Source organism: Actinosynnema sp. NPDC091369, from assembly GCF_044757065.1.
GTDB lineage: Bacteria > Actinomycetota > Actinomycetes > Mycobacteriales > Pseudonocardiaceae > Actinosynnema.
In genome coordinates this window covers 55,846-74,177 of record NZ_JBIVUG010000016.1, presented here as the reverse complement: position 1 = coordinate 74,177, position 18,332 = coordinate 55,846, and the positions used below count along the sequence as shown (strand labels likewise).

Genomic DNA, 18,332 nt, shown 5'->3' with positions numbered 1-18,332 from the left:
AGAAACGATGCAACTTGACCTCGGTCAGCCGGGGAACGCGCCCTTCGACCGCAGCGCGTACCGGCGCTCGGCATAGGCGAGGTCGTCGCGCCACAGCCGTGCGGCGGCCCAGCGCATCGCCGGCCGGACCGCCGGTGCCAGCCCCCTGACCAGCGCGAACCCGCGCCGGTCGGACTGCGCGATGGTCGCCTCGACGACCGCCGTCCGGCCGCGGTCCAGCGGTGTGGCGTGCGTCTCGACCACGCTGCCCTCCCCCTCGCCCGACACGATCCGCATGACGATCGTGCGCGGCTCGGGGCAGTCGAACTCGGCGGTGACCGGCACGCCGAACCGGCCCGCCACCCGGAACGTCACCTCCACCAGGAACCGGTCCCGCTCCTCGGTCGGCGTCTCCAGCACCCGCAGGTTCGCGAACGAGTACGGGTGGAACCACGCGCCGTGCCACGGGTCGAGCCGGTTCGCGATCACGTCCTCGGGCTCGCACCGGCCCACCAGCGTCGCGACCGCGTCGAGCGCCCCCTCGCGCGGACGCGCGGGCAGCACCGGCGCGGGCAGCGGTTCCTCCCCGCCCACGTCGTCCAGGCGCACCCACACCAGCACGCCGTCGTCGTGCGCGGGGAACGGGCTCCACCCGCCGAACCGCTCACCGCCCAGCGCGAGCCCGTGCCAGCGGCAGACCAGCTCGCCGCCCGCGACCGCGCCGTCGCACAGCGGCGCGCCCAGGTGCGGGCACGCGCCCGGACCGGCCCGGAGCACGTCGCCCGGCCCGCGCCACAGCACCACCTCGCGCCCGGCGACCGCGCGGCCGAACGGCTTGCCGCGCACCACGTCCCGGCTCGCGCCGACCACGAACCAGTTGCCGGAGGGCCGGGCGGTCGCGCGTTTCAGCGCCGCCTCGATGAGCGCGGGCTTGGCGTCGCGCCACGTCGGCTCCTGCTCGGCCCAGGCGGGGCTGGTGAACTTGCGCAGCGGCAGGCGGTTCGGCATGTCTCTCCTGTCGTGGTCAGGCCGTGCGGGCGAGCACGGCCCTGGCGAACCCGGGCAGCGCGACGGCGAGCCGCCTGCCGGGGGACACCGCGACGCGCCGGGACAGCACGTCGCAGCCCGCTTCCTCGACCAGGTCGAGGATCCGGCCGTAGAGCCGGTAGGCGGCGCCGACGCACGGACGCGACCGCGGCGCGAGCATCGCGATGCCCGGCCTGGCCCGCGCGTACACCCGGCGGGCCTGGTCGACCTGGTCGCGCAGCGCCGCCAGCACCCGGTCGTCGGTCCGGCCGGCGGCTCGCGCCCACACCAGCCGGTCGCGGTCGACGCCGAAGGCCGCGAGCTCGTCGGCGGGCAGGTACACCCGGCCGCGGTCGAGGTCCTCGCCGACGTCGCGGAGGAAGTTGGTGAGCTGGAAGGCGATGCCGAGCGCGGCGGCGGCCGGTTCGGCCTCCGGTCTCGGCACGACCGTGCCGAGCACCGGCAGCACCTGCAAGCCGATCACGGCCGCGGAACCGTGGACGTACCGCAGCAGCTCGGCGCGCGTCGCGTAGTCGGTGACGGTGAGGTCCATCCGCATCGACGCCATGAAGTCGCGGAAGTGGGCGTGGGGGATGCCGTAGCGCCGTGTGGTGTCCAGCAGCGCCATGAGGACCGGATCGGAGCTCCTGCCCCGGTCGAGCGCGGACGCGAGCGCCACGTCGACCGCCGCGAGACCTTCGGCCTTGCTCTCCGGTCCACTGTGCACGTCGTCCACGATGTCGTCGACCCAGCGGGCGAACCCGTACAGCGCGTGCACGGCGGGCCGCTGCTCCGCGCCGAGCATCCTCGTCGCGAGGAAGTACGTCCGGCCGTGCTCGGCGTTGAGCGCGCGGCACCGCCGGTACGCCTCGCGCAGCGACGGCCCGGTGATGCCCGCGGCATCCAGTTCACGATCTGCGGACATGCGTGGGAGTCCTTCCGGTGGCGGCACTGCCCTCACGCTAGGTCGGCCGGCCGTGCCGTGCACGATCAGCGCCGCTCGTTGTGCGGGGCGCCGGTGGCGCTGCTTAGCTCGCCCCACCGAGTTCTTCGACACGCGAGGGGGCGACGATGTCGCTGTTGGCCGGCATGGACACCCGCACGCCCACTCCCCCGGCGCCGGCGGAGTTCGCGTCGCGGTTCGCCGTCGCGCTGGACGACTTCTTCCGCGCCCGCCCTCGGGTCGACGCCGCGCGGGAGCTGGCCGGGGAGGTCCGCGCGCTGGTCCTGGCCGGCGGCAAGCGCATCCGGCCCGCGTTCGCGTGGTGGGGCTGGCGCGCGGCGGGCGGGCAGGTGCACGGCGACGCGGCGGACGTCACCGTGCGCGCCCTGGTGTCGTTGGAACTGCTCCAGTGCTGCGCGCTGGTGCACGACGACGTGATGGACCGCTCGGCGACCCGGCGCGGCCGACCCGCGGCGCACGAGGTGTTCGCCGCGCGGCACCGGCGGTCCCGGTGGGCCGGCAGCGCGCGCCACCACGGCGACTGCGCCGCGATCCTGGTCGGCGACCTCGCCCTGGCGTGGGCCGACGACGCGCTCGTCACCGCCGGGCTGCCGGCCGCCGCGCTGGCACGGGCCTGGCGGCCGTGGCAGGAGATGCGGATCGAGATGATGGCCGGTCAGCACCTCGACCTGCTCGCGACGGCACGCCGGGAGGGCTCGCTGGAGGCCGCGCTGCGGGTCGCGGCGCTGAAGACCGCCGCGTACACCGTCGAACGCCCGCTGCACCTGGGCGCGGCGCTCGCGGGCGCGCCGGCGGACGTGGTGGAGTGCCTGCGGGTGTTCGGCCGCGACATCGGGGTGGCGTTCCAGTTGCGGGACGACCTGATCGGCATGTTCGGCGACAGCGCGGTGACCGGCAAGCCCGTGGGCGAGGACCTGCGCGAGGGCAAGCGCACCCCGTTGATGGCGATCGGCATCGCGCGCGCCACCGCGGCGGGCGACCGCGCCGCGGCGCGGTTGCTGGCGCGGTGCCTGGGCGGTGCGCCCGTGACCGACAAGACCATTGCCGCCGTGCGGGCGTCGCTCATCGACCTCGGCGCGGTGAAGGCCGTGGAGGAGCACATCGACGTGCTGACCGAGAGCGGTCTGGCCGCGTTGGACCGCGCGGACGTCGACGAGGACGCCCGCGCGCACCTGAGGGACCTGGCGGCCAAGGCCGTCCACCGTCACGTCTGAGAGGGAGAACACCGTGGCACGCGTGGTGAAGGGCCGGACCGACTCGGTCGTCGTGGTCGGGGCGGGGCTGGCCGGGCTGTCCGCCGCGCTGCACCTGCGCGGAGCCGGGCACGACGTGACGGTGCTGGAGCAGCGCGACCACCCCGGCGGCCTGGCCGGCAGGCTGGACGTCGACGGGCACCTGATCGACCCCGGGCCGACCGTGCTGACCATGCCGGAGCTGCTGGACGACGCGCTCGCGGCGGTCGGCGGCCGGTTGTCCGACCACCTCGACCTCGTGCCGCTGCACCCGGCCTACCGCGCCGAGTTCGCCGACGGCAGCGGGCTCGACGTGCACACCGACGCCACCGCGATGCACCGGGCGGTGGCCGAGCTCGCGGGCGACCGCGAAGCCGAGGGCTACCGCGCCCTGCGCGCCTGGCTGACCCGCCTGTACCGGGTCGAGCGCGACCGGTTCCTCGGCGCGAGCTTCGACTCGCCGCTGGACCTGCTCGGCCGCGACCTCGTCGCGCTCGCGCGGCTCGGCGGGTTCGGCTCGCTGTCCCGGGCGGTGGGCCGGTTCCTGCGCGACGAACGCCTCCGGCGCGTGTTCACGTTCCAGGCCCTGTACGCCGGGGTGGCGCCGTCCGACGCGCTCGCCGCCTACGCGGTGATCGCCTACATGGACACGGTGGCCGGGGTGTGGTTCCCGCGCGGCGGGATGCGCGCCGTGCCGCAGGCGCTCGCCGACGCCGCGACCGCCGCCGGCGTCCGCTTCCACTACGGCGTCGAGGTGGTCGGGCTCGACCGCACCGGCCCGCGGGTGACCGCCGTGCGCACCGCGACCGACCGCGTGCCGTGCGACGCCGTGGTGCTGGCCACCGGTCCGGCGCAGAGCACGCGGTTGCTGCGCGGCGAACCGCGGCGGCCGCGTCCGCTGCGCTGGTCGCCGTCCGCGGTGGTGGTGCACCTGAGCGCCCCGCGGGTGGTCGACGGCCTCGGCCACCACACCATCTCGTTCGGCTCGGCCTGGGAGAGCACGTTCGACGAGATCATCCGCCGGGGTCGGCTGATGAGCGACCCGTCGTTGCTGCTGACCACGCCGACCCTGACCGATCCCGGCCTCGCCCCGGCCGGACGGCACCTCCAGTACGCGCTGGCGCCGTGCCCCAACCTCGACGTCGCGCCGATCCGGTGGGACGAGGTCGGCCCGCGCTACGCCGAGGAGGTCGTCGGCGAGCTCGTCGCGCGCAAGCTGCTCGACCCCGGCGTCGAGGTGCTGTCGGTCGTGACGCCGGACGACTGGGCCCGGTCCGGTCAGGCCGCGGGCACCCCGTTCTCGGCCGCGCACACGTTCGGCCAGACCGGTCCGTTCCGGCCGCGCAACCTGCCGTTCCGCGAGGGCAACGTGGTGCTGGCGGGCAGCGGCACCACGCCCGGCGTCGGCATCCCGCCGGTGCTGATCTCCGGCCGGCTCGCCGCCGAGCGGCTGCGGCGGTGACCGCCGGCCCCCGTCAGTCCTTCAGGGGGTCGTGGCCCCAGTTCATCAGCGAGTAGCGCCACCTCGTGTGCTTCACGTCCCCGTCGGGGCGTTGCGCGAGGTGGCGGTGGACGTACCCGACGACCTTGCGCATGTGCGCGTGGTCGTCGTCGGTCAGCTCGCCCTTCTTCTTCCGCAGCAGCGCCACGATCCGCCTGCCGGACTCGTGCCCGACCGACTCGCCGCCGCCGTCGGACTGGCCGACGGACCGCGACTCGTCGGTCCCCAGCCACCGCTCCAGCTCCGCGGCCGTCATGTTCACGGCGTCGGCGAAGTCGTCGCTCATGAGTCGTCGCTCAGGGCGGTCGGCTTGTGCACCGCGTCCTTGCCGGACTTGTCGCTGCGCACGCGGTACTGCGGGTCGTCCTCCGACGCCCGCACCTGCCGGCCCGCGGCCTCGGTGTCCTCGGTGATCTCCTCGACGACCTCGCCGTGCACGGTCTGCCCGTGGCTGGACCAGGTCACCTCGTCGCCCTTGTGGAACTTCTCCTCGCCCATGGGCCCAGTGTGAGTGGCCGGGGTGGAACCCGCTCGCCGGCTCCACCGCAGGTGGGAGGGCCGCGGTTGTGGATCTGGTGGAAGCCCCGTAGCGTTGGGGTGTCCGACCGCCACACCAAGCTGCGCGGAAGCGACGATTCGGGTTGAGCAGAAGCTCGGTTGTTGGTTCTCGTACCAACCGAGAGGTGCCCCCGTGGGCGACACCCGCACCGACACGTCAGACACGACCATCCAGATCCACGACCACGACGGCGTCACCGTCGTCGAAGTGGCCGGCGAGATCGACATGGCGTCCGAGAAACCGGTCCGCGCGGTCCTGGTCGAGCAGCTCGAACGCAGACCGGCCGGGCTGGTCGTGGACCTGGCCCGGATCGACTTCTTCGGCTCGGCGGGCATCCAGCTGCTGATCGAGGCCGCCACGGTCGCGCAGCGCCGGGGCGTGCCGCTGGCCGTGGCCACCGACCGCCGCACCGTCCTGCGCCCCCTGGAGCTCACCCTCGTGATCGAGAGCGTGAACGTCCACCCGACCGTGGGCGAGGCGCTGGCCGCCGTCCGACCGGGCGACCGGTCCTCCTCGCGGCGCATGGCCAACCAGTGACGGGGTGTCGTGGTCGGCGCTCGCCGACCACGACACCGCCACCGGGCTCAGCTGCCGTCCGCCGCCTGCCCGCGCTGCTCGGCCTCGGTGCGGATCTCCGCCTCCCGCTCGTCCACGGCGTCCCGGCTCACCACGCCGTCACCCGGGTACACCGGCTCACCGGCGGGCTGCTCCGGCCGCACGTCGGGCTGCTCCTCCGCGAGCCGGTCCGCCAGCGGCCGGGGGTGGGACTCCTCCCACGGCGTCATGCCGTACTTGGTCACGCCGGACCACTGCTCCGGCGGGTCCATCCCCGCCTCCAACGGGTCCATCCGGATCCGGTCCTCGTCCAGGTCCTCGGCGCTGTTCAGGGCCGCCGGATCGGTCTCGACCGAGTCGGGCGCCCCGGTGGCCTGCGGTTCCGAGTAAGAGTTCAGGTCCTCCGTGCTCATACCGGGACGTGTACCCGCTCAGGCCGACCGCAACCGGCCGTCACGCCGTGATCGTCGCCGCCACGATGCACGTGTCGTCCAGCGGCGTGGCCGGGACCAGGCGCGACGTCAGCGCCTCGGGCATCTCGAGCGGGTCCAGGTCCGCGACGAACCCCCGGATCTCCTCCATCAGGCGCTCCAGGTCGTCACCGCGGGCGCCGGCGGACGGGCGGCGCTCGATCAGGCCGTCGGTGAACATCAGCACCGTGTCGCCGGGCGCGAGCAGCGTCCGCGCGGTCGCGTACACCGCTCGCCGCACCGCGCCCAGGATCGGCCCCTCGGGGCGGTCCAGCCGTTGCACCTCGTGCGACCGCAGCAGCAACGGCGCGGGGTGGCCCGCCTGCGCCCACGACAGCCGGCGCGTGGTCGGCTCGAACCGGGCGACGATCCCCGACGCCAGCGTCACGCCCTCTCCCCCGGTCAACATGCGGTTGAGCACGTCGAGCACACCGGCCGGGTCGGGGTTGGTCAGCGCGGCGCCGGTCAGCGCGTACCGCAGCTTGGCCATCGCCGCGGCGGTCGCCAGCCCGTGACCGGCCACGTCGCCGATCGCCAGCAGGGTGCTGCCGTCGTCGATCGGGAACGCGTGGTACCAGTCGCCGCCCACCTCCGCCCACTGCTCGGCGGCGAGGTAGCGCACCGCGACCCGCATCCCCGGCAGGTCCAGCGGCCGGCTCGGCAGCGGCAGCACGGCCGAGCGCAGGTGGTCGGCCACCTGGTGCTCCTGCGCGAACTGCTCGCTCAGGTCGAACACCCGCTTCTCCGCCTTGCGCATGTCGGTGACGTCCTGGAGCACCACGTCCAACCGGACCGGCCTGCCCTGGACGTCCAGCACCGGCTCGCCGATGAACCGGCCGCACCGGATCTGGTCGCCGGCCTTCAGTCGCAGCTCGGAGTCGGCGCGCTCGCCCCGTTCCAGCATGCCGCGCACAGCGTTCTGGAGGATCGGCAGGTCCTCGCGGACCACGGAGGCCCGGATCTCGTCCAGCGACATCGGCCCCAGCGCCGGGTCGCGGTCGAAGATCACGTAGAGCTGGTCGGACCAGTCGATCTCGTCGGTGACGAGGTTCCACTCGCCCCAGCCGATGTTGCCCAGCCGCTGCACGCTGCGCAGCCGCTCGAGCTGCAACGGGTCCTCGTGCTCGTGCCAGGCGAGGATCAGGCCGTCGCCGAACTTGCCGATGGTCAACGTGTACCGGCCGTGCTGCGGCAGGCCCGGCGAGTTCTCCTCGTAGTCGAAGATGCTGACCACCTCCCTGACCCCGGTGCGCAGCACGCGGTGGTAGGCCGCCCACAGCTCGGTCCCGGCCACGGTCGGGTAGCTGGTCAGGATGCTGCGCCCGACGAGCTGCCGGTACCGGCGGCCGGAGAAGTCGACGGCGTCGGGGCTGGCCGCCTCGAACCGGAAGTCCACCACGTCGCCGTCCTCGCCGTGGACCGCGCCGAGCAGCGCCACCGAGCCGGGCAGCACGTCCAGCAGGTGCTGCACCCACAGCGTCCAGTTCCGGCCCAGCGCGGCGCTCTCCGCGCTCACCAGCGCCATGAGGGTGGAGCCGGCGGCCCGGGTGAGCACCTCCAGCTCCCACCGCTCCTCGGCGGAGAACCGGTGGTCGCGGCCCCACAGCAGCCCGACGACGCCGACGACCCGCGTCTGGTCGCGCAGCGGCAGCCACGCGCGCGACTCCCACACCGTCTCCGGGTCGCCGATGAGCACGTACCGCCGGCGGGCCTCCTCCGCGTCGGACAGCCACTGCGGCAGGCCGCTGCGCACCGCGGCCAGGACGCCGGTCCTGAGCTGGAGCGGCACGCGCTCCCACTCCAGGCGCACCTTGGCGGGCACGTTCGCCGAAGCCTCCAGCCGCAGCCCGCCGTCCGGTTCGACCAGGTAGACCAGCACGGCGTCGCAGCCGGCGTGCTCGCGGACGAGCTCGGCCAGCTCCTCGGGGTCGGCCGCGGTGCCGATCGCGGCGAGCGCCACCGGCTGCGGTGCGCGCTCGCCCAGGGGCGCCGACGCGGGCTTGGGGATGTCGACCTGCCGCACGTACCGCGCCGGGTCGAAGAGCCCTTCGGCGGGCACGGCGGACGGCGGCCCCGGCGGTGGCGGCACGCAGAGCACGCCCGCGGCGATGACGACCAGGTCGCTGCCGGTGGCCTGGGCGAGCCGCACCATGTCCTCGAACGCCTCGTCCGGGCGGCACGAGAGCCGTTCGGCCAGCACGCCCTTGGCCTGCTCCACCACGGCCTGCCTGCGGGCAGCGGCCCTCAGCCGGTCGATCTCGTCGCGCTGGCGGGCGACGAGGTCGGCCAGCGCAGAACCGGTCGGATCCCGCTGGACTGCCATCGCGTCCAGCATCGTCCGCGGGCCCGCGCACGGCCAGCCGAACCGACGGGAACGTGCCGCCGACCTGGCGCGGACCACACCGGCGGCGTCACCGCCGAGCACCCACCTCGTCACACGAACGGGTGAGTCCGGGTGTAACACCCGTTCGGAGCCGTCCTGCGGTCACGGCGCGGCCCGCTCGGACAGGCCGGTCGGCGATCACCGCCCAGCCCGCCGGCCGGCACCGGACCAGCCCGGTCGACCGACTCCACCGGACCAGGCCGATCAGACAACGCGGGTCGTCGCACGCCCGCAGGTCAGCGCCGTCCGACCGTCACGGCGCGGGCTGGTCGGCCAGTTCCGCCAGGCCGGCCCGGTCGAGCAGGTCCAGCCGCTGGGCGTCGGCCGGGCCGGAACGTCGGACCAGGCCCTTGCGCTCCAGGTGGCCCAGCGCCTTGCGCAGCTTCTCGGTCGCCAGCGAGCCCTTGCCCTTGGCCGCGAACTCCGCCTTCTCCGCGACGGCCAGCGTCGGCGCGACCGCCTTCTTCCACGCGGGCAGCAGGGCGGCGCGCGGGACCGAGTCGTCCTCGCCCGCCGCGTCCAGGATGATCCCGGCCAGCACCCGGCCGAAGTCGTCCTGGCGCGCCGCGTGCCGCTTGACCAGGTCTTCCACCGACGTACGACCCTCGTCACCGGGCAGGTCGAGCTCGGCCAACCGCGACCACAGCGCCCGGTCGGCCGCGCTGGGTTCCGCCCCGCCGGCGTGCACGGCGGCCCGGTGGGCGTCGATCGCGGTGCCCAGGGCGAGCACCAAGTCGGTCAGCTCGTCGCGGACGTCGTCGCCGCGCAGCCGGCGGGCCGCCGCCGCGATCAGCCGGTGGTGCTCGCGCACCAGCGTCTCGAAGTGCGCCGCCTTGGTGGCCCGGGTGGCGTCGTCGGCCGCGTCGCGCTGGTACTCGGCCTGGCTGATCTCCCCGTCCAGGGCCCGCGACCGCGCGGTGGCGCGCTCGGCCGTGCGGTGCACGCGGGCCACCGCGATCCGGTCGAGCATCGCCCGCAGCACCCGGTCGGTCTGCTCCACGTGGGAGTCGGCGGCCAGCAGCCGCCACGCCTCGGCGTCGCGGCTGCGCAGCGCGGCGTTGATGTAGCGGTCGGCGGCTTGGTCGTCGTCGGGCTCGTAAGGCAGCGTCACGTGTCGATCCTCGGTAGTGGGCGTGCGACCCCCGCGCGGATACAACAGGGACGACGACAAGGGTGCCCCGGACCGCTCCGGCGTGCCGGCCCGGGGTGGTGCCCCGGGCCCGGGGCGGCGGGTGCTATGGCGACCCGGACGTCACGGCAGCGCCGGCCCCAGGTACGGGACCCGCTCGCTCGTCGCCACCGCCGCGGGCGCCTCACCGCACAGCGCGGTCGTGACGACCGAGAACAGCATGTGCTGGTGCGCCTCCGCCGGCGCGGTGATGTCCTGGTTCATGCCGGCCGACACCTGGCGGGTCAGGTCGGCCGCGTGCACGCTCCACGTGTTGTAGCCGGGCACGTCGCCGGCGTGGCCCCACCAGCCCGGCCCGCCGCACGGGGAGGCCACGCCCATCAGGCCCAGGCCGTAGCCGAACGGGCCCAGCGCGCCGGGGCGGACGTCCTGCATCTCGGCCAGCAGGTCGGGCCGCAGCAGCCGCCCGCCCAGCAGGGCGCGGAAGAAGCGGTTGAGGTCGTCCGGGGTGCTGACCAGGTTCCCCGAGGCCCACACCCGGGACCACACGTACGTGGTCACGTCGGTCAGCGGCGCCTGCTCGCCGTACAGCCGCTCGTAGCCGCGCGACGCCGGGAACGGCAGGAACGGCTGGTAGCCCGGGAACGACGTGTCGCGCAGGTGCAGCGGCCGGAAGACGCGGCGCTCCAGCTCGACCGCGAGCGGCCGGCCCGTGAGGCGCTCGACCAGCAGCCCCAGCACGGTGTAACCGGTGTTGGAGTAGGAGAAGCCCGTGCCGGGCGGGAACAGCAGCGGCACGCCGTCGGTCGCGAGCCGGACCAGGTCCCTCGGCTCGAACGCCTCCCACCGCTTGGTGTCGACCTCTTCGAGGGTCTGCCAGTGCGCGATGTCGCGCGGCACGCCGCTGGTGTGCCCGAGCAACTGGCGGACGGTGATCGGCTCGGCGTAGGGCAGCAGGCCGGGCAGGTGGTCGGCGATCGGGTCGTCCAACCGGACCCTGCCCTCGCCGACCAGTTGCAGCACCACCGCGGCCACGAACGTCTTGGTCACGCTCGCCACGCGGATCCGGCCGCGCGGATCGGGCGCCCGGCCCGTGCGCACGTCGCCGACACCGGCCGAGCCGCGCCACGTGCCTCCCCCGTCCACCACGGCCGCGTAGGAGCCGGGCACGCCCGCCTCGACCACGCGCGCCAACGCGTCCCGCACCGGCGAGTCCGCACTGGCCCGAACCCCCGACGCCGCGCCCGCGACGAGCGCGACCACCACTCCGGCGACAACGCCGACCCTCGTGATCCCCATGCGCCCACACTGCCCGATCCGATCACCGATCGTCCAGTTCGCACCACCTCAGTCACCGTCCACAGTGGACCAAAGCGGGGCGGCCCACACCCCGTCGGCGGGTGGCGTTCGGACGCACCCGGTACGCCCGAACGCTTCACATCCATGCCCGATCCATCCATCCCGGCCGCCCGAGTCCGGTGGACTTGGCATTGCGCTCGCACGGGGGTTGCGATCCGGTATCGGAGTTGGAATTCTTGACCCCGCACGTTTCGGCTCTGTGAACACCTGCTGGGGGTAGGTCCTGGTGACAGCCAAGCGCACGAGCGAAGCGGAGATCACGGGCGGGCGCGCCTCGAGACACCGGGGCCCCGGTGCCCGTTCGGCCAGAACGACGTGCCGGACCGGGCGGTGGTAGGGCGCCGATCGCGGCGCTGACCGCAGCACGGACCACCCGCCGGACCCGGGCGCGACTTCCCGCACCGGTGGCGCGCGACCACGCGCACCGGGCCCGCCCTTCACCGGCGCACGCGGCCGGACTCCACCCGCGATGCCATTCGACACTTCTCGAATGGCGACCGGCGCACGTTCATTCGAGGCTTGATCAGGTTCGGCAGGTCGCAAGCGCAGCAGACCACGTGGTGCTATAGATGGGGCAGTAAGCCGAAATCGTGCACGTCGTTGACGATTACTTGTGGAGTCATGGGAAAGGTAGGACCAATTCCGTGTACTCGGGCCACGCAGACACCGAATACCGGCAGCACCTCCGCACTTGTCCCGAACATCGCCAAGCGGTGCCCGAACTGCTCTTCCCAACCGCGCCGGAATGTGCATGAGAACGCGACGCACGACCGAGGCGACGGTGGTCGGCACGACTCGTCGCACGCTGCCGGGTTCCGTCCGGTGGACCGAGGCGCCGCCGCCGGACCAGCGCGGCGCCACGCCCGCCACGGTGCGCCTGCGCGCGTTGGGCCCGCTCGAGGCGGTGGTGGGCGACCGGCTGGTCGACCTGGGCACGCCGAAACAACGCGCGCTGCTCGCGCTGCTGGTCAGCCGGGTGGGACAGCCGGTGGCGGTGGACGTGATGCTGGAGGCGCTGTGGGCCGGCCACCCGCCCCCGTCGGCCATCACCTCGCTCCAGGCGTACGTGGCGAACCTGCGGAAGGTGCTGGAGCCGGATCGCGCGCCGCGGACGCCGGCCACCGTGCTGCGCACCTGCGCGCAGGGCTACCTGCTGGACGACCGCGTGGTCGACGTCGACGTGCACCGGTTCGGCGAACACGCCACCGCGGGCTGGCAGGCATTGGAACGCGGTGATTCCCGACAGGCGTTGAGCGAGTTCGAGGCCGGTTTGGCGCTGTGGCGCGGCCGGCCCTACTCGGAAGTGGCCGGCGCCACCTGGGTCGCGCCGGAGGTGGCCCGGTTGGACGAATTGCGATTATCGGTCGTGGAAGCCCGGTGCGCCGCGCTGCTCGCGGTCGGCGCGCACGAGGTCGCGGTCGCCGAATTGGAAGCGTTCGTGCAGGCGCACCCGTTGCGCGAATACGGGTGCGAACTGCTGACCCTGGCGCTGTACCGGGCCGGGCGGCAGGCGGACGCGCTGAGCGTGCTGCGGACCATCCAGTCGCGGCTGGCGGAGGAGCTGGGCGTCGACCCGCGGCCCGCGCTCAAGCAGCTCGAGCACGAGATCCTGAACCAGTCGCCCGCGCTGGACTGGCAGCCGCCCGCGTCGAGCGTGCCGGCCATCCCCGCGACCAGGGCCGAGGACGGGTCCGCGGTCGTGCCGCAGGTGCGCGTGACCGGGGCGCCGCCCGCGCCGGTCCCCGACGGCGAGGTCTTCGTCGGCCGCGAGGCGGAGTTGCGGCGGCTGGCCGAAGCCCTGGCCGCGGCGTCGACCGGCCGGTGCCGGGTGGTGGCGGTGTCCGGCGAGCCGGAGATCGGGAAGACCAGCCTGGTGCGCCGGTTCGCCGAGCTGGCGGGCGTGCCGGTGCTGTGGGGCACCTGCCCGGAGCACGTCGACGCGCCGCCGTTGTGGTTGTGGGAGCAGGTGTTGCGCGCGGCGACCACCTGCTACCCGCGCGCCTCGGTGCCGACGCCGGTGGCCGAGCTGCTCGACGACGACGCCCGGCGCACCGCCGACGACGCGGGCGCCGACCTGCGCCGGTTCGAGGCGATCGTCGCCTACCTGGCCGACGTGTCGAGCACCGCGCCGCTGGTGGTCGTGCTCGACCACGTGCACCGGGCGGACCCCGCGTCGCTGCGGCTGCTGGCGCACCTGGCCGAGTCGGCGCCGCCGAGCAGGCTGCTGCTGGTCGTGGTGCACCGGTCGGACGAGGCGGCGGCCCTCGCCGGCACGGCGGTCGCGCTGGCCCGCGCGGGGGTGACCCGGATCGAGCTCACCGGGCTCGACGTCCGGGAGACCCGGACGCTGGCGAGCACGGTGCTGCGCCGCGAGGTCGGCGGTCGGACCGCGCAGGCGCTGTGGACCCGCAGCGAGGGCAACCCGTTCTTCCTGCGGGAGCTCATCAAGCAGGCACCCGCCGAACAGGGCCCGGACCACCAGCGGCCCGCGCCGGTGCCGACGCCGGTGCGCGAGGTGGTGCTGCGACGCGTGGCCCGGTTGCCCCGGGCCGCGGCCGAGATCCTGTCCGTGGCGGCCATCGCCGGCCGGCACTTCGACATCGAGATCGTCGCCGGGGCCGCCTCGGTCGACGTCGAGGCGGCGCTGGAAGCGCTCGACAGCGCGATCGAGGCCGGGCTGGTGGTGGAGGACCAGCAGCGGCTGGGCTGGTTCCGCTTCACCCACACGCTGGCCGCCGAGACGCTCTACGAGACGACCGGGCGGCTGCGCCGGGCGCTGGTGCACCGGCGGATCGGCGCGGCGGCGGCCCGGGTGTGGACGGGCGGCACCGGGAAAGCCGCCGGGATCGCCCCGCACCGGCTGCCCGCGGCCGAGCTCGACTCGACCGCGGCGGCGCAGGTCTCCGCCCACGCCGCCACCGCGGCCCGCGGCGCCGACACCTGGCTCGTCCCCGAGGACGCCGCGCGGCTGTGGCGGCAGGCGCTCGCCGCCGCCGACCTGGCCGAGCAGGAGGACCTGGACCGGCACGCCCTGCTCGTCGGCCTGGGCGCCTCGCTGTACCGGGCGGAGAACTTCCGGGACGGGCTGCTGGTGTTCATCCGGGCGATGGAGGAGGTCCTGTCCGCGCCCGGAGCCCTGAACACCTCGCGGCTGGTCGCCACCGCCGTCGCGGCGGTGAGCGAGCTCGACCTGTGCCCGGACCACCGCGGCGAGGTCGACGACCGGCTCGTCGGCGTGCTCGAACGGGCGCTGCCGCACGTGACCGACCCGGTGCAGCGGGCGCACCTGCTGTCGTGCCTGGCGGTCGCCCGCCGCCACGACGGCGACCCGACCGGCCGGGCCGCGTTGTCGGACGAGGCGCTGGCGCTGGCCTGGCTCTCGACCGGGACGCTGGAGCCGGCCACGCTGCTGCACCTGCGGGCCGTGGCGCTCAACGGTCCCGACCACCTCGACCAGCGGCTCAAGGCGGTCACCGAGCTGCTGGCGCTGCCCGACCTGCCGCCGCTGGCGGTGGCGCGGGCGCGGCGGCTCCTCGCGCAGGTGCTCGTGACCCAGGGCCGCGTGCGCGAGGCCGCCGCCGAGCTGGACCTCGCGGCCGAGCAGGCGCAGGAGCGCAGCCCTGCCCTGCGCACGCGGCTGGGCTGGTCCCGCGCGGGCCTGCTGCTGCTCGACGGGCGCTGGGCGGAGGCGGACGAGGTGAGCCGGGCGACCCACGACCAGTGCGCCGGGACGTCGTGGGGCGACGCGCGGTTCAACCGGACCGTGCAGCGCTGGGAGGCCGCGTTCCTCACCGGCGGCGGGCGGTACCTCGTCGACGAGCTGCGCGCCGCGGCGGAGGCGTCGAACCGGCCCGCGTTGCAGGCGATCCTGGTGATGGCGCTGGTGGACGCCGGGCTGGCGCGGGACGCCCGCATCGCCCTGCACCGGTTCCCCCGCGGGCCGGAGGAGGACCACCTGTGGCTCTACACCCGCTGCTGGGCGCTGCTGGCCGCGGCGCGGCTCGGCGAGACCGACCTGGTGGCGCGGTGGCGGGCACAGCTGCTGCCCTACCGCCACCTGGCGTGCTCGGCGCCGGACCTGGTGGTCAGCGGCTCGGTGGCCTACTTCACCGCCGAGGCCGCGCTGGCGCTCGGTGACCGGGACGCGGCGCTGGCGGACCTCGCCGTGGCCACCGACGCGGCGGGGCGGATGGGCGCGCTGCCGTGGCTGGCCCGCGTGCGCGACGCCGTGGACTCGGCGCACCGGTTCGAAGCCGCGCCCTGCGGGTGAGCCCCGCGGTGTCCGTGCCCTTCCCGGGCACGGACACCGCGCACGGCCTACACCCCGACGGAGGCGTGGGTGCGCAGCGCGACGCGCAACGCCTCCACCACCCGGTCGACCTGGTCCATCCGCAGCTCGGCGTGCATGGGGACGGCGAACTGGCGGCGGAACAGGTCGGCCGACGTCGGGCACTGCTGCTTGGCCTCGTACACCGGTTGCAGGTGGCTCGCCCACGTGCCGTGCCCGCACCCGATGCCCTGCGCCCGCAGGTCGGCCGCGACGGCGGCGCGGTCCACGCCGGGGTCCAGCGTGAGCAGGAACGACTGCCAGGCGTGCGTGCGGTCCTCCGGCACGTGCGGCAGCGTGACGAGCTCCTCGTCGGCCAGCAGCTCGGCGTACCGGGCCGCGACCGCGCGCCTGCGCTCCAGCAGCTCCTCGACCCGGCCCAGCTGCACCAGCAGGATCGCCGCGGCGATGTCGGACAGCTTGTAGTTGTAGCCGATCTCGGTGAACTCCGGGATCGGCAGGCCGACGACCTTCGCCTGGTCGAAGATGCTGCCGATGCCGAACGACGAGCGCAGCCTGGCGTGCGCCGCGACCGCCGGGTCGGTGGTGATCAGCGCGCCGCCCTCGCCGCTGGTGATGCCCTTGCGGCCGTGGAAGGACAGGCAGGCCACCGGCGCCAGGGCGCCCGCCTCGCGCCCCTTATACGTCGCGCCGACGGCACAGGCGGCGTCCTCGACGAGGAACAGCCCGTGCCGGTCGGTGATCGCCTTCAGCTCCGCGTAGTCCGCGGGCAGCCCGACGGTGTCCACCGCGATCACGCCGACGGTGCGCGGACCGATCAGGTCCTCCACCGCCGCCGGGTCCACGGTGCCGGTGTCGGCGCGCACGTCGGCGAACACCGGCACCGCGCCGACGTAGTGCACCGCGTGCGCCGGTGCCGGGAACGAGTAGTCCGCGACGATCACCTCGTCACCCGGCCGGACGCCGAGCGCCAGCAGGGCCAGGTGCAGCGCCGAGCCGCAGTTGTTCAGCGCCACGGCGTCACCGGCGCCGTAGCGGGCGATCAGCTCGGCCTCCAGCGCCTTGCCCTTCGGGCCCTGGCCCGCCTGCCACGCGGAGGCGAACACCTCCGCGACGGCGGCCAGCTCCTGCTCACCCAGGCTCGCCTTGACCAGGGGGATCGGCTCCACCGCGGTCACCGCCCGCTCACCGACGACAGGCTGCCGCTGACGCCCGCCGGCGACGGCGGCTCGTAGCGCAGCGGCGTGATCTGCTTGACGTCGTAGCGGTCGCGCAACCGCTGCACCGCCTCGGGGTCCACGCCGTCGGAGCCCGCGGCGAAGATCTCGCAGATCTCCTCGAAGTAGCGCTCGTGGTCCGGCGCGGGCGAGCTCTGGAACAGCATCCGCGCGGGCTTGTCGGTCGAGTTGCGGAACGCGTGCGGGCACCCGGTCGGCACGAACATGCTCGCGCCCACGCCCGCGCGCACGAACCGACGCCCGTCGGGCGCCTCCCAGTCGTCCCAGCGGTCGCCCTTGCGCTCGACCGGTTCGAACGCGAGCAGGTCCAGCTCGCCCTCCAGGACGTAGAAGAACTCGCCCGTGCGCTCGTGCACGTGCGCGCCGACGTCGAACCCCGGCGGCACCACCACCTCGAAGATCGAGTTGGGCGAGCCGTGCGCCCCGGTGACCTTGAAGGTGACGTCCTGCGCCTTCGTCGTCAGCCGCCGACCCTGGCCCGGTGGGACGATCAGGCCGTCCATGTGGCTTGCCTCCCTGCCTCGTACGCGAAGTCACGCTCGGGCCGGAACGACGACGCGTCCCGGGGCGACGGCGCGTCGACGACCCACCGGCCCACCGCCATCTCGGCGGTGATGCCGGGGCCGAAGCCCGCGATCACGCCAGTGGCGCCCGGTGCCGGCGGTGCTTCCTCGAAGAGCCGGCGCAACGCGTCCAGCACGACCGCGCTGGCGATGTTGCCGTGCTCGGTCAGGGTCGCCCAGCTGTGCCGGAACGCGGTGCGGTCGACGCCGAGGTACTTGCTCAGGTCGTCCAGGATCCGCGGCCCGCCGGCGTGGATGATGTAGAAGTCGAGGGCGGCGATGTCCCACCCGTGGTCCGTGGCGAGGTCGCGCAGCACGGGCGCGAGCGGCTCCATCGTCCCGGGCACCCGGCGGTCCAGCTGGAAGTGGAAGCCGGTGGAGCGGACCGCGTAGGAGATCCACTCCTCGGTGTTCGGGATCAGGTAGGACGCGTTGCGCTCCAGCGCCACGCCCGTCCCGCCGCTGCCCCGCACCACGGCCGCCGCGACCGCGTCGCCGAACAGCCCGTCCGACAGCAGCGAACCGACGGCGTCGTCACCGGGCTGGTAGCACAGCGAGCACAGCTCGCAGGACACGATCAGCACGTTGCCCTGGGGGTAGGCCGTGCAGAAGTCGTGCGCACGGCTGATCGCCGCACCGCCCGCCGCGCAGCCCAGCTGCGCGATGGGGATCTGGCGGGTGTTGGCCCGGAACCCCATGGTGTTGATCAGCCACGCGGTCAGCGACGGCATCAGGAACCCGGTGCACGACACGTAGATGATCGCGTCGATGTCGTGCGCGACGACGCCCGCGTTCGCCAGCGCCTCCTCGACGACCTCGGGCACCCGTTTCTTGGACTCGACCTCGTAGATGCGGTTGCGCTCGTCGAAACCGGGGTGGCGCAGCGTCTCCTCGATGGGCTGGACGATGTGCCGCTTGCGCACCCCGGTGTTCTGGATCAGTCGAAGCGCCAGCGGGAGCTGTGGCTTCCCGGCATGCACCCTCTCGGCAAATTCCAGGGTCTCTTCCATGGTGATGACGTGCTCCGGCACGCGCACCGACGGCTTGCATAAGATGGGCATGTCTGGCCGCAACCCCCTGCACGTA

At 74.4% G+C, this 18,332-nt stretch carries 15 protein-coding genes; 4 read left to right on the top strand and 11 right to left on the bottom strand.

Features of this window, described 5'->3' with window-relative positions; genetic code table 11:
• Positions 1 to 24 precede the first annotated feature (24 nt).
• Both ACIQMJ_RS36435 and ACIQMJ_RS36430 read right to left on the bottom strand, forming a co-directional pair.
• Positions 25 to 987, bottom strand: coding sequence for a DUF5914 domain-containing protein (locus ACIQMJ_RS36435; protein WP_499765566.1), 963 nt, complete (start codon positions 985 to 987; stop codon positions 25 to 27).
• Between the two features lie 16 nt (positions 988 to 1,003).
• Entirely contained in the window at positions 1,004 to 1,930 is a 927-nt protein-coding gene (locus ACIQMJ_RS36430) for a phytoene/squalene synthase family protein (RefSeq protein ID WP_499765565.1), read from the bottom strand.
• A 146-nt stretch (positions 1,931 to 2,076) separates the two neighbouring features.
• Between ACIQMJ_RS36430 and ACIQMJ_RS36425 the strand changes: the two genes are divergently transcribed.
• Positions 2,077 to 3,183 carry a polyprenyl synthetase family protein gene (locus tag ACIQMJ_RS36425; protein WP_499765564.1) on the top strand — a complete coding sequence of 369 codons (1,107 nt, stop codon included), beginning with the start codon at positions 2,077 to 2,079 and terminating at the stop codon, positions 3,181 to 3,183.
• Between the two features lie 13 nt (positions 3,184 to 3,196).
• The gene (gene crtI / locus ACIQMJ_RS36420) at positions 3,197 to 4,663 is read left to right on the top strand and encodes a phytoene desaturase family protein (RefSeq protein WP_499765563.1); all 1,467 of its coding nucleotides are present in this window, start codon (positions 3,197 to 3,199) and stop codon (positions 4,661 to 4,663) included.
• A gap of 13 nt (positions 4,664 to 4,676) precedes the next feature.
• Here the strand turns inward: crtI and ACIQMJ_RS36415 are convergent, their stop codons facing one another.
• Both ACIQMJ_RS36415 and ACIQMJ_RS36410 read right to left on the bottom strand, forming a co-directional pair.
• A complete protein-coding gene (locus ACIQMJ_RS36415) occupies positions 4,677 to 4,988 on the bottom strand; it encodes a DUF3140 domain-containing protein (protein ID WP_499765562.1) in 312 nt (103 codons plus the stop codon).
• A complete protein-coding gene (locus tag ACIQMJ_RS36410; RefSeq protein ID WP_499765561.1) occupies positions 4,985 to 5,200 on the bottom strand; it encodes a hypervirulence associated TUDOR domain-containing protein in 216 nt (71 codons plus the stop codon). Before ACIQMJ_RS36410 ends, ACIQMJ_RS36415 begins: the two co-directional genes overlap by 4 nt.
• Before the next feature lie 193 nt (positions 5,201 to 5,393).
• On the opposite strand from ACIQMJ_RS36410, the gene ACIQMJ_RS36405 reads away from it, so the two are divergent.
• Entirely contained in the window at positions 5,394 to 5,798 is a 405-nt protein-coding gene (locus ACIQMJ_RS36405) for an STAS domain-containing protein (RefSeq protein WP_499765560.1), read from the top strand.
• Positions 5,799 to 5,845: 47 nt separating this feature from the next.
• Here ACIQMJ_RS36405 and ACIQMJ_RS36400 read toward each other — a convergent pair whose 3' ends face one another.
• The 4 genes from ACIQMJ_RS36400 to ACIQMJ_RS36385 form a co-directional block, all read right to left on the bottom strand.
• Positions 5,846 to 6,229 carry a hypothetical protein gene (locus ACIQMJ_RS36400; protein ID WP_499765559.1) on the bottom strand — a complete coding sequence of 128 codons (384 nt, stop codon included), beginning with the start codon at positions 6,227 to 6,229 and terminating at the stop codon, positions 5,846 to 5,848.
• Positions 6,230 to 6,269: 40 nt separating this feature from the next.
• Entirely contained in the window at positions 6,270 to 8,609 is a 2,340-nt protein-coding gene (locus ACIQMJ_RS36395; protein ID WP_499765558.1) for a SpoIIE family protein phosphatase, read from the bottom strand.
• Between the two features lie 313 nt (positions 8,610 to 8,922).
• Positions 8,923 to 9,780: a hypothetical protein gene (locus ACIQMJ_RS36390; protein WP_499765557.1), complete on the bottom strand. Its 858-nt coding sequence runs from the start codon at positions 9,778 to 9,780 to the stop codon at positions 8,923 to 8,925.
• A gap of 141 nt (positions 9,781 to 9,921) precedes the next feature.
• Positions 9,922 to 11,097, bottom strand: a complete 1,176-nt coding sequence (locus tag ACIQMJ_RS36385) for a serine hydrolase domain-containing protein (RefSeq protein WP_499765556.1) — start codon at positions 11,095 to 11,097, stop codon at positions 9,922 to 9,924.
• An 811-nt stretch (positions 11,098 to 11,908) separates the two neighbouring features.
• Between ACIQMJ_RS36385 and ACIQMJ_RS36380 the strand changes: the two genes are divergently transcribed.
• Positions 11,909 to 15,427 carry an ATP-binding protein gene (locus ACIQMJ_RS36380; RefSeq protein ID WP_499765555.1) on the top strand — a complete coding sequence of 1,173 codons (3,519 nt, stop codon included), beginning with the start codon at positions 11,909 to 11,911 and terminating at the stop codon, positions 15,425 to 15,427.
• A gap of 47 nt (positions 15,428 to 15,474) precedes the next feature.
• Here the strand turns inward: ACIQMJ_RS36380 and ACIQMJ_RS36375 are convergent, their stop codons facing one another.
• From ACIQMJ_RS36375 to ACIQMJ_RS36365, 3 genes are read right to left on the bottom strand one after another with little or no spacing between them, the layout of a single operon-like run.
• Complete coding sequence (locus ACIQMJ_RS36375) at positions 15,475 to 16,614, bottom strand: DegT/DnrJ/EryC1/StrS family aminotransferase (RefSeq protein ID WP_499765645.1); 1,140 nt, start codon at positions 16,612 to 16,614, stop codon at positions 15,475 to 15,477.
• Between the two features lie 5 nt (positions 16,615 to 16,619).
• The gene (locus ACIQMJ_RS36370; RefSeq protein ID WP_499765554.1) at positions 16,620 to 17,186 is read right to left on the bottom strand and encodes a cupin domain-containing protein; all 567 of its coding nucleotides are present in this window, start codon (positions 17,184 to 17,186) and stop codon (positions 16,620 to 16,622) included.
• On the bottom strand, positions 17,174 to 18,307 hold the full coding sequence (locus ACIQMJ_RS36365; RefSeq protein ID WP_499765553.1) for a type III polyketide synthase: 1,134 nt from the start codon (positions 18,305 to 18,307) through the stop codon (positions 17,174 to 17,176). The genes ACIQMJ_RS36370 and ACIQMJ_RS36365 overlap by 13 nt, the downstream gene beginning before the upstream one ends.
• Positions 18,308 to 18,332: the final 25 nt, after the last annotated feature.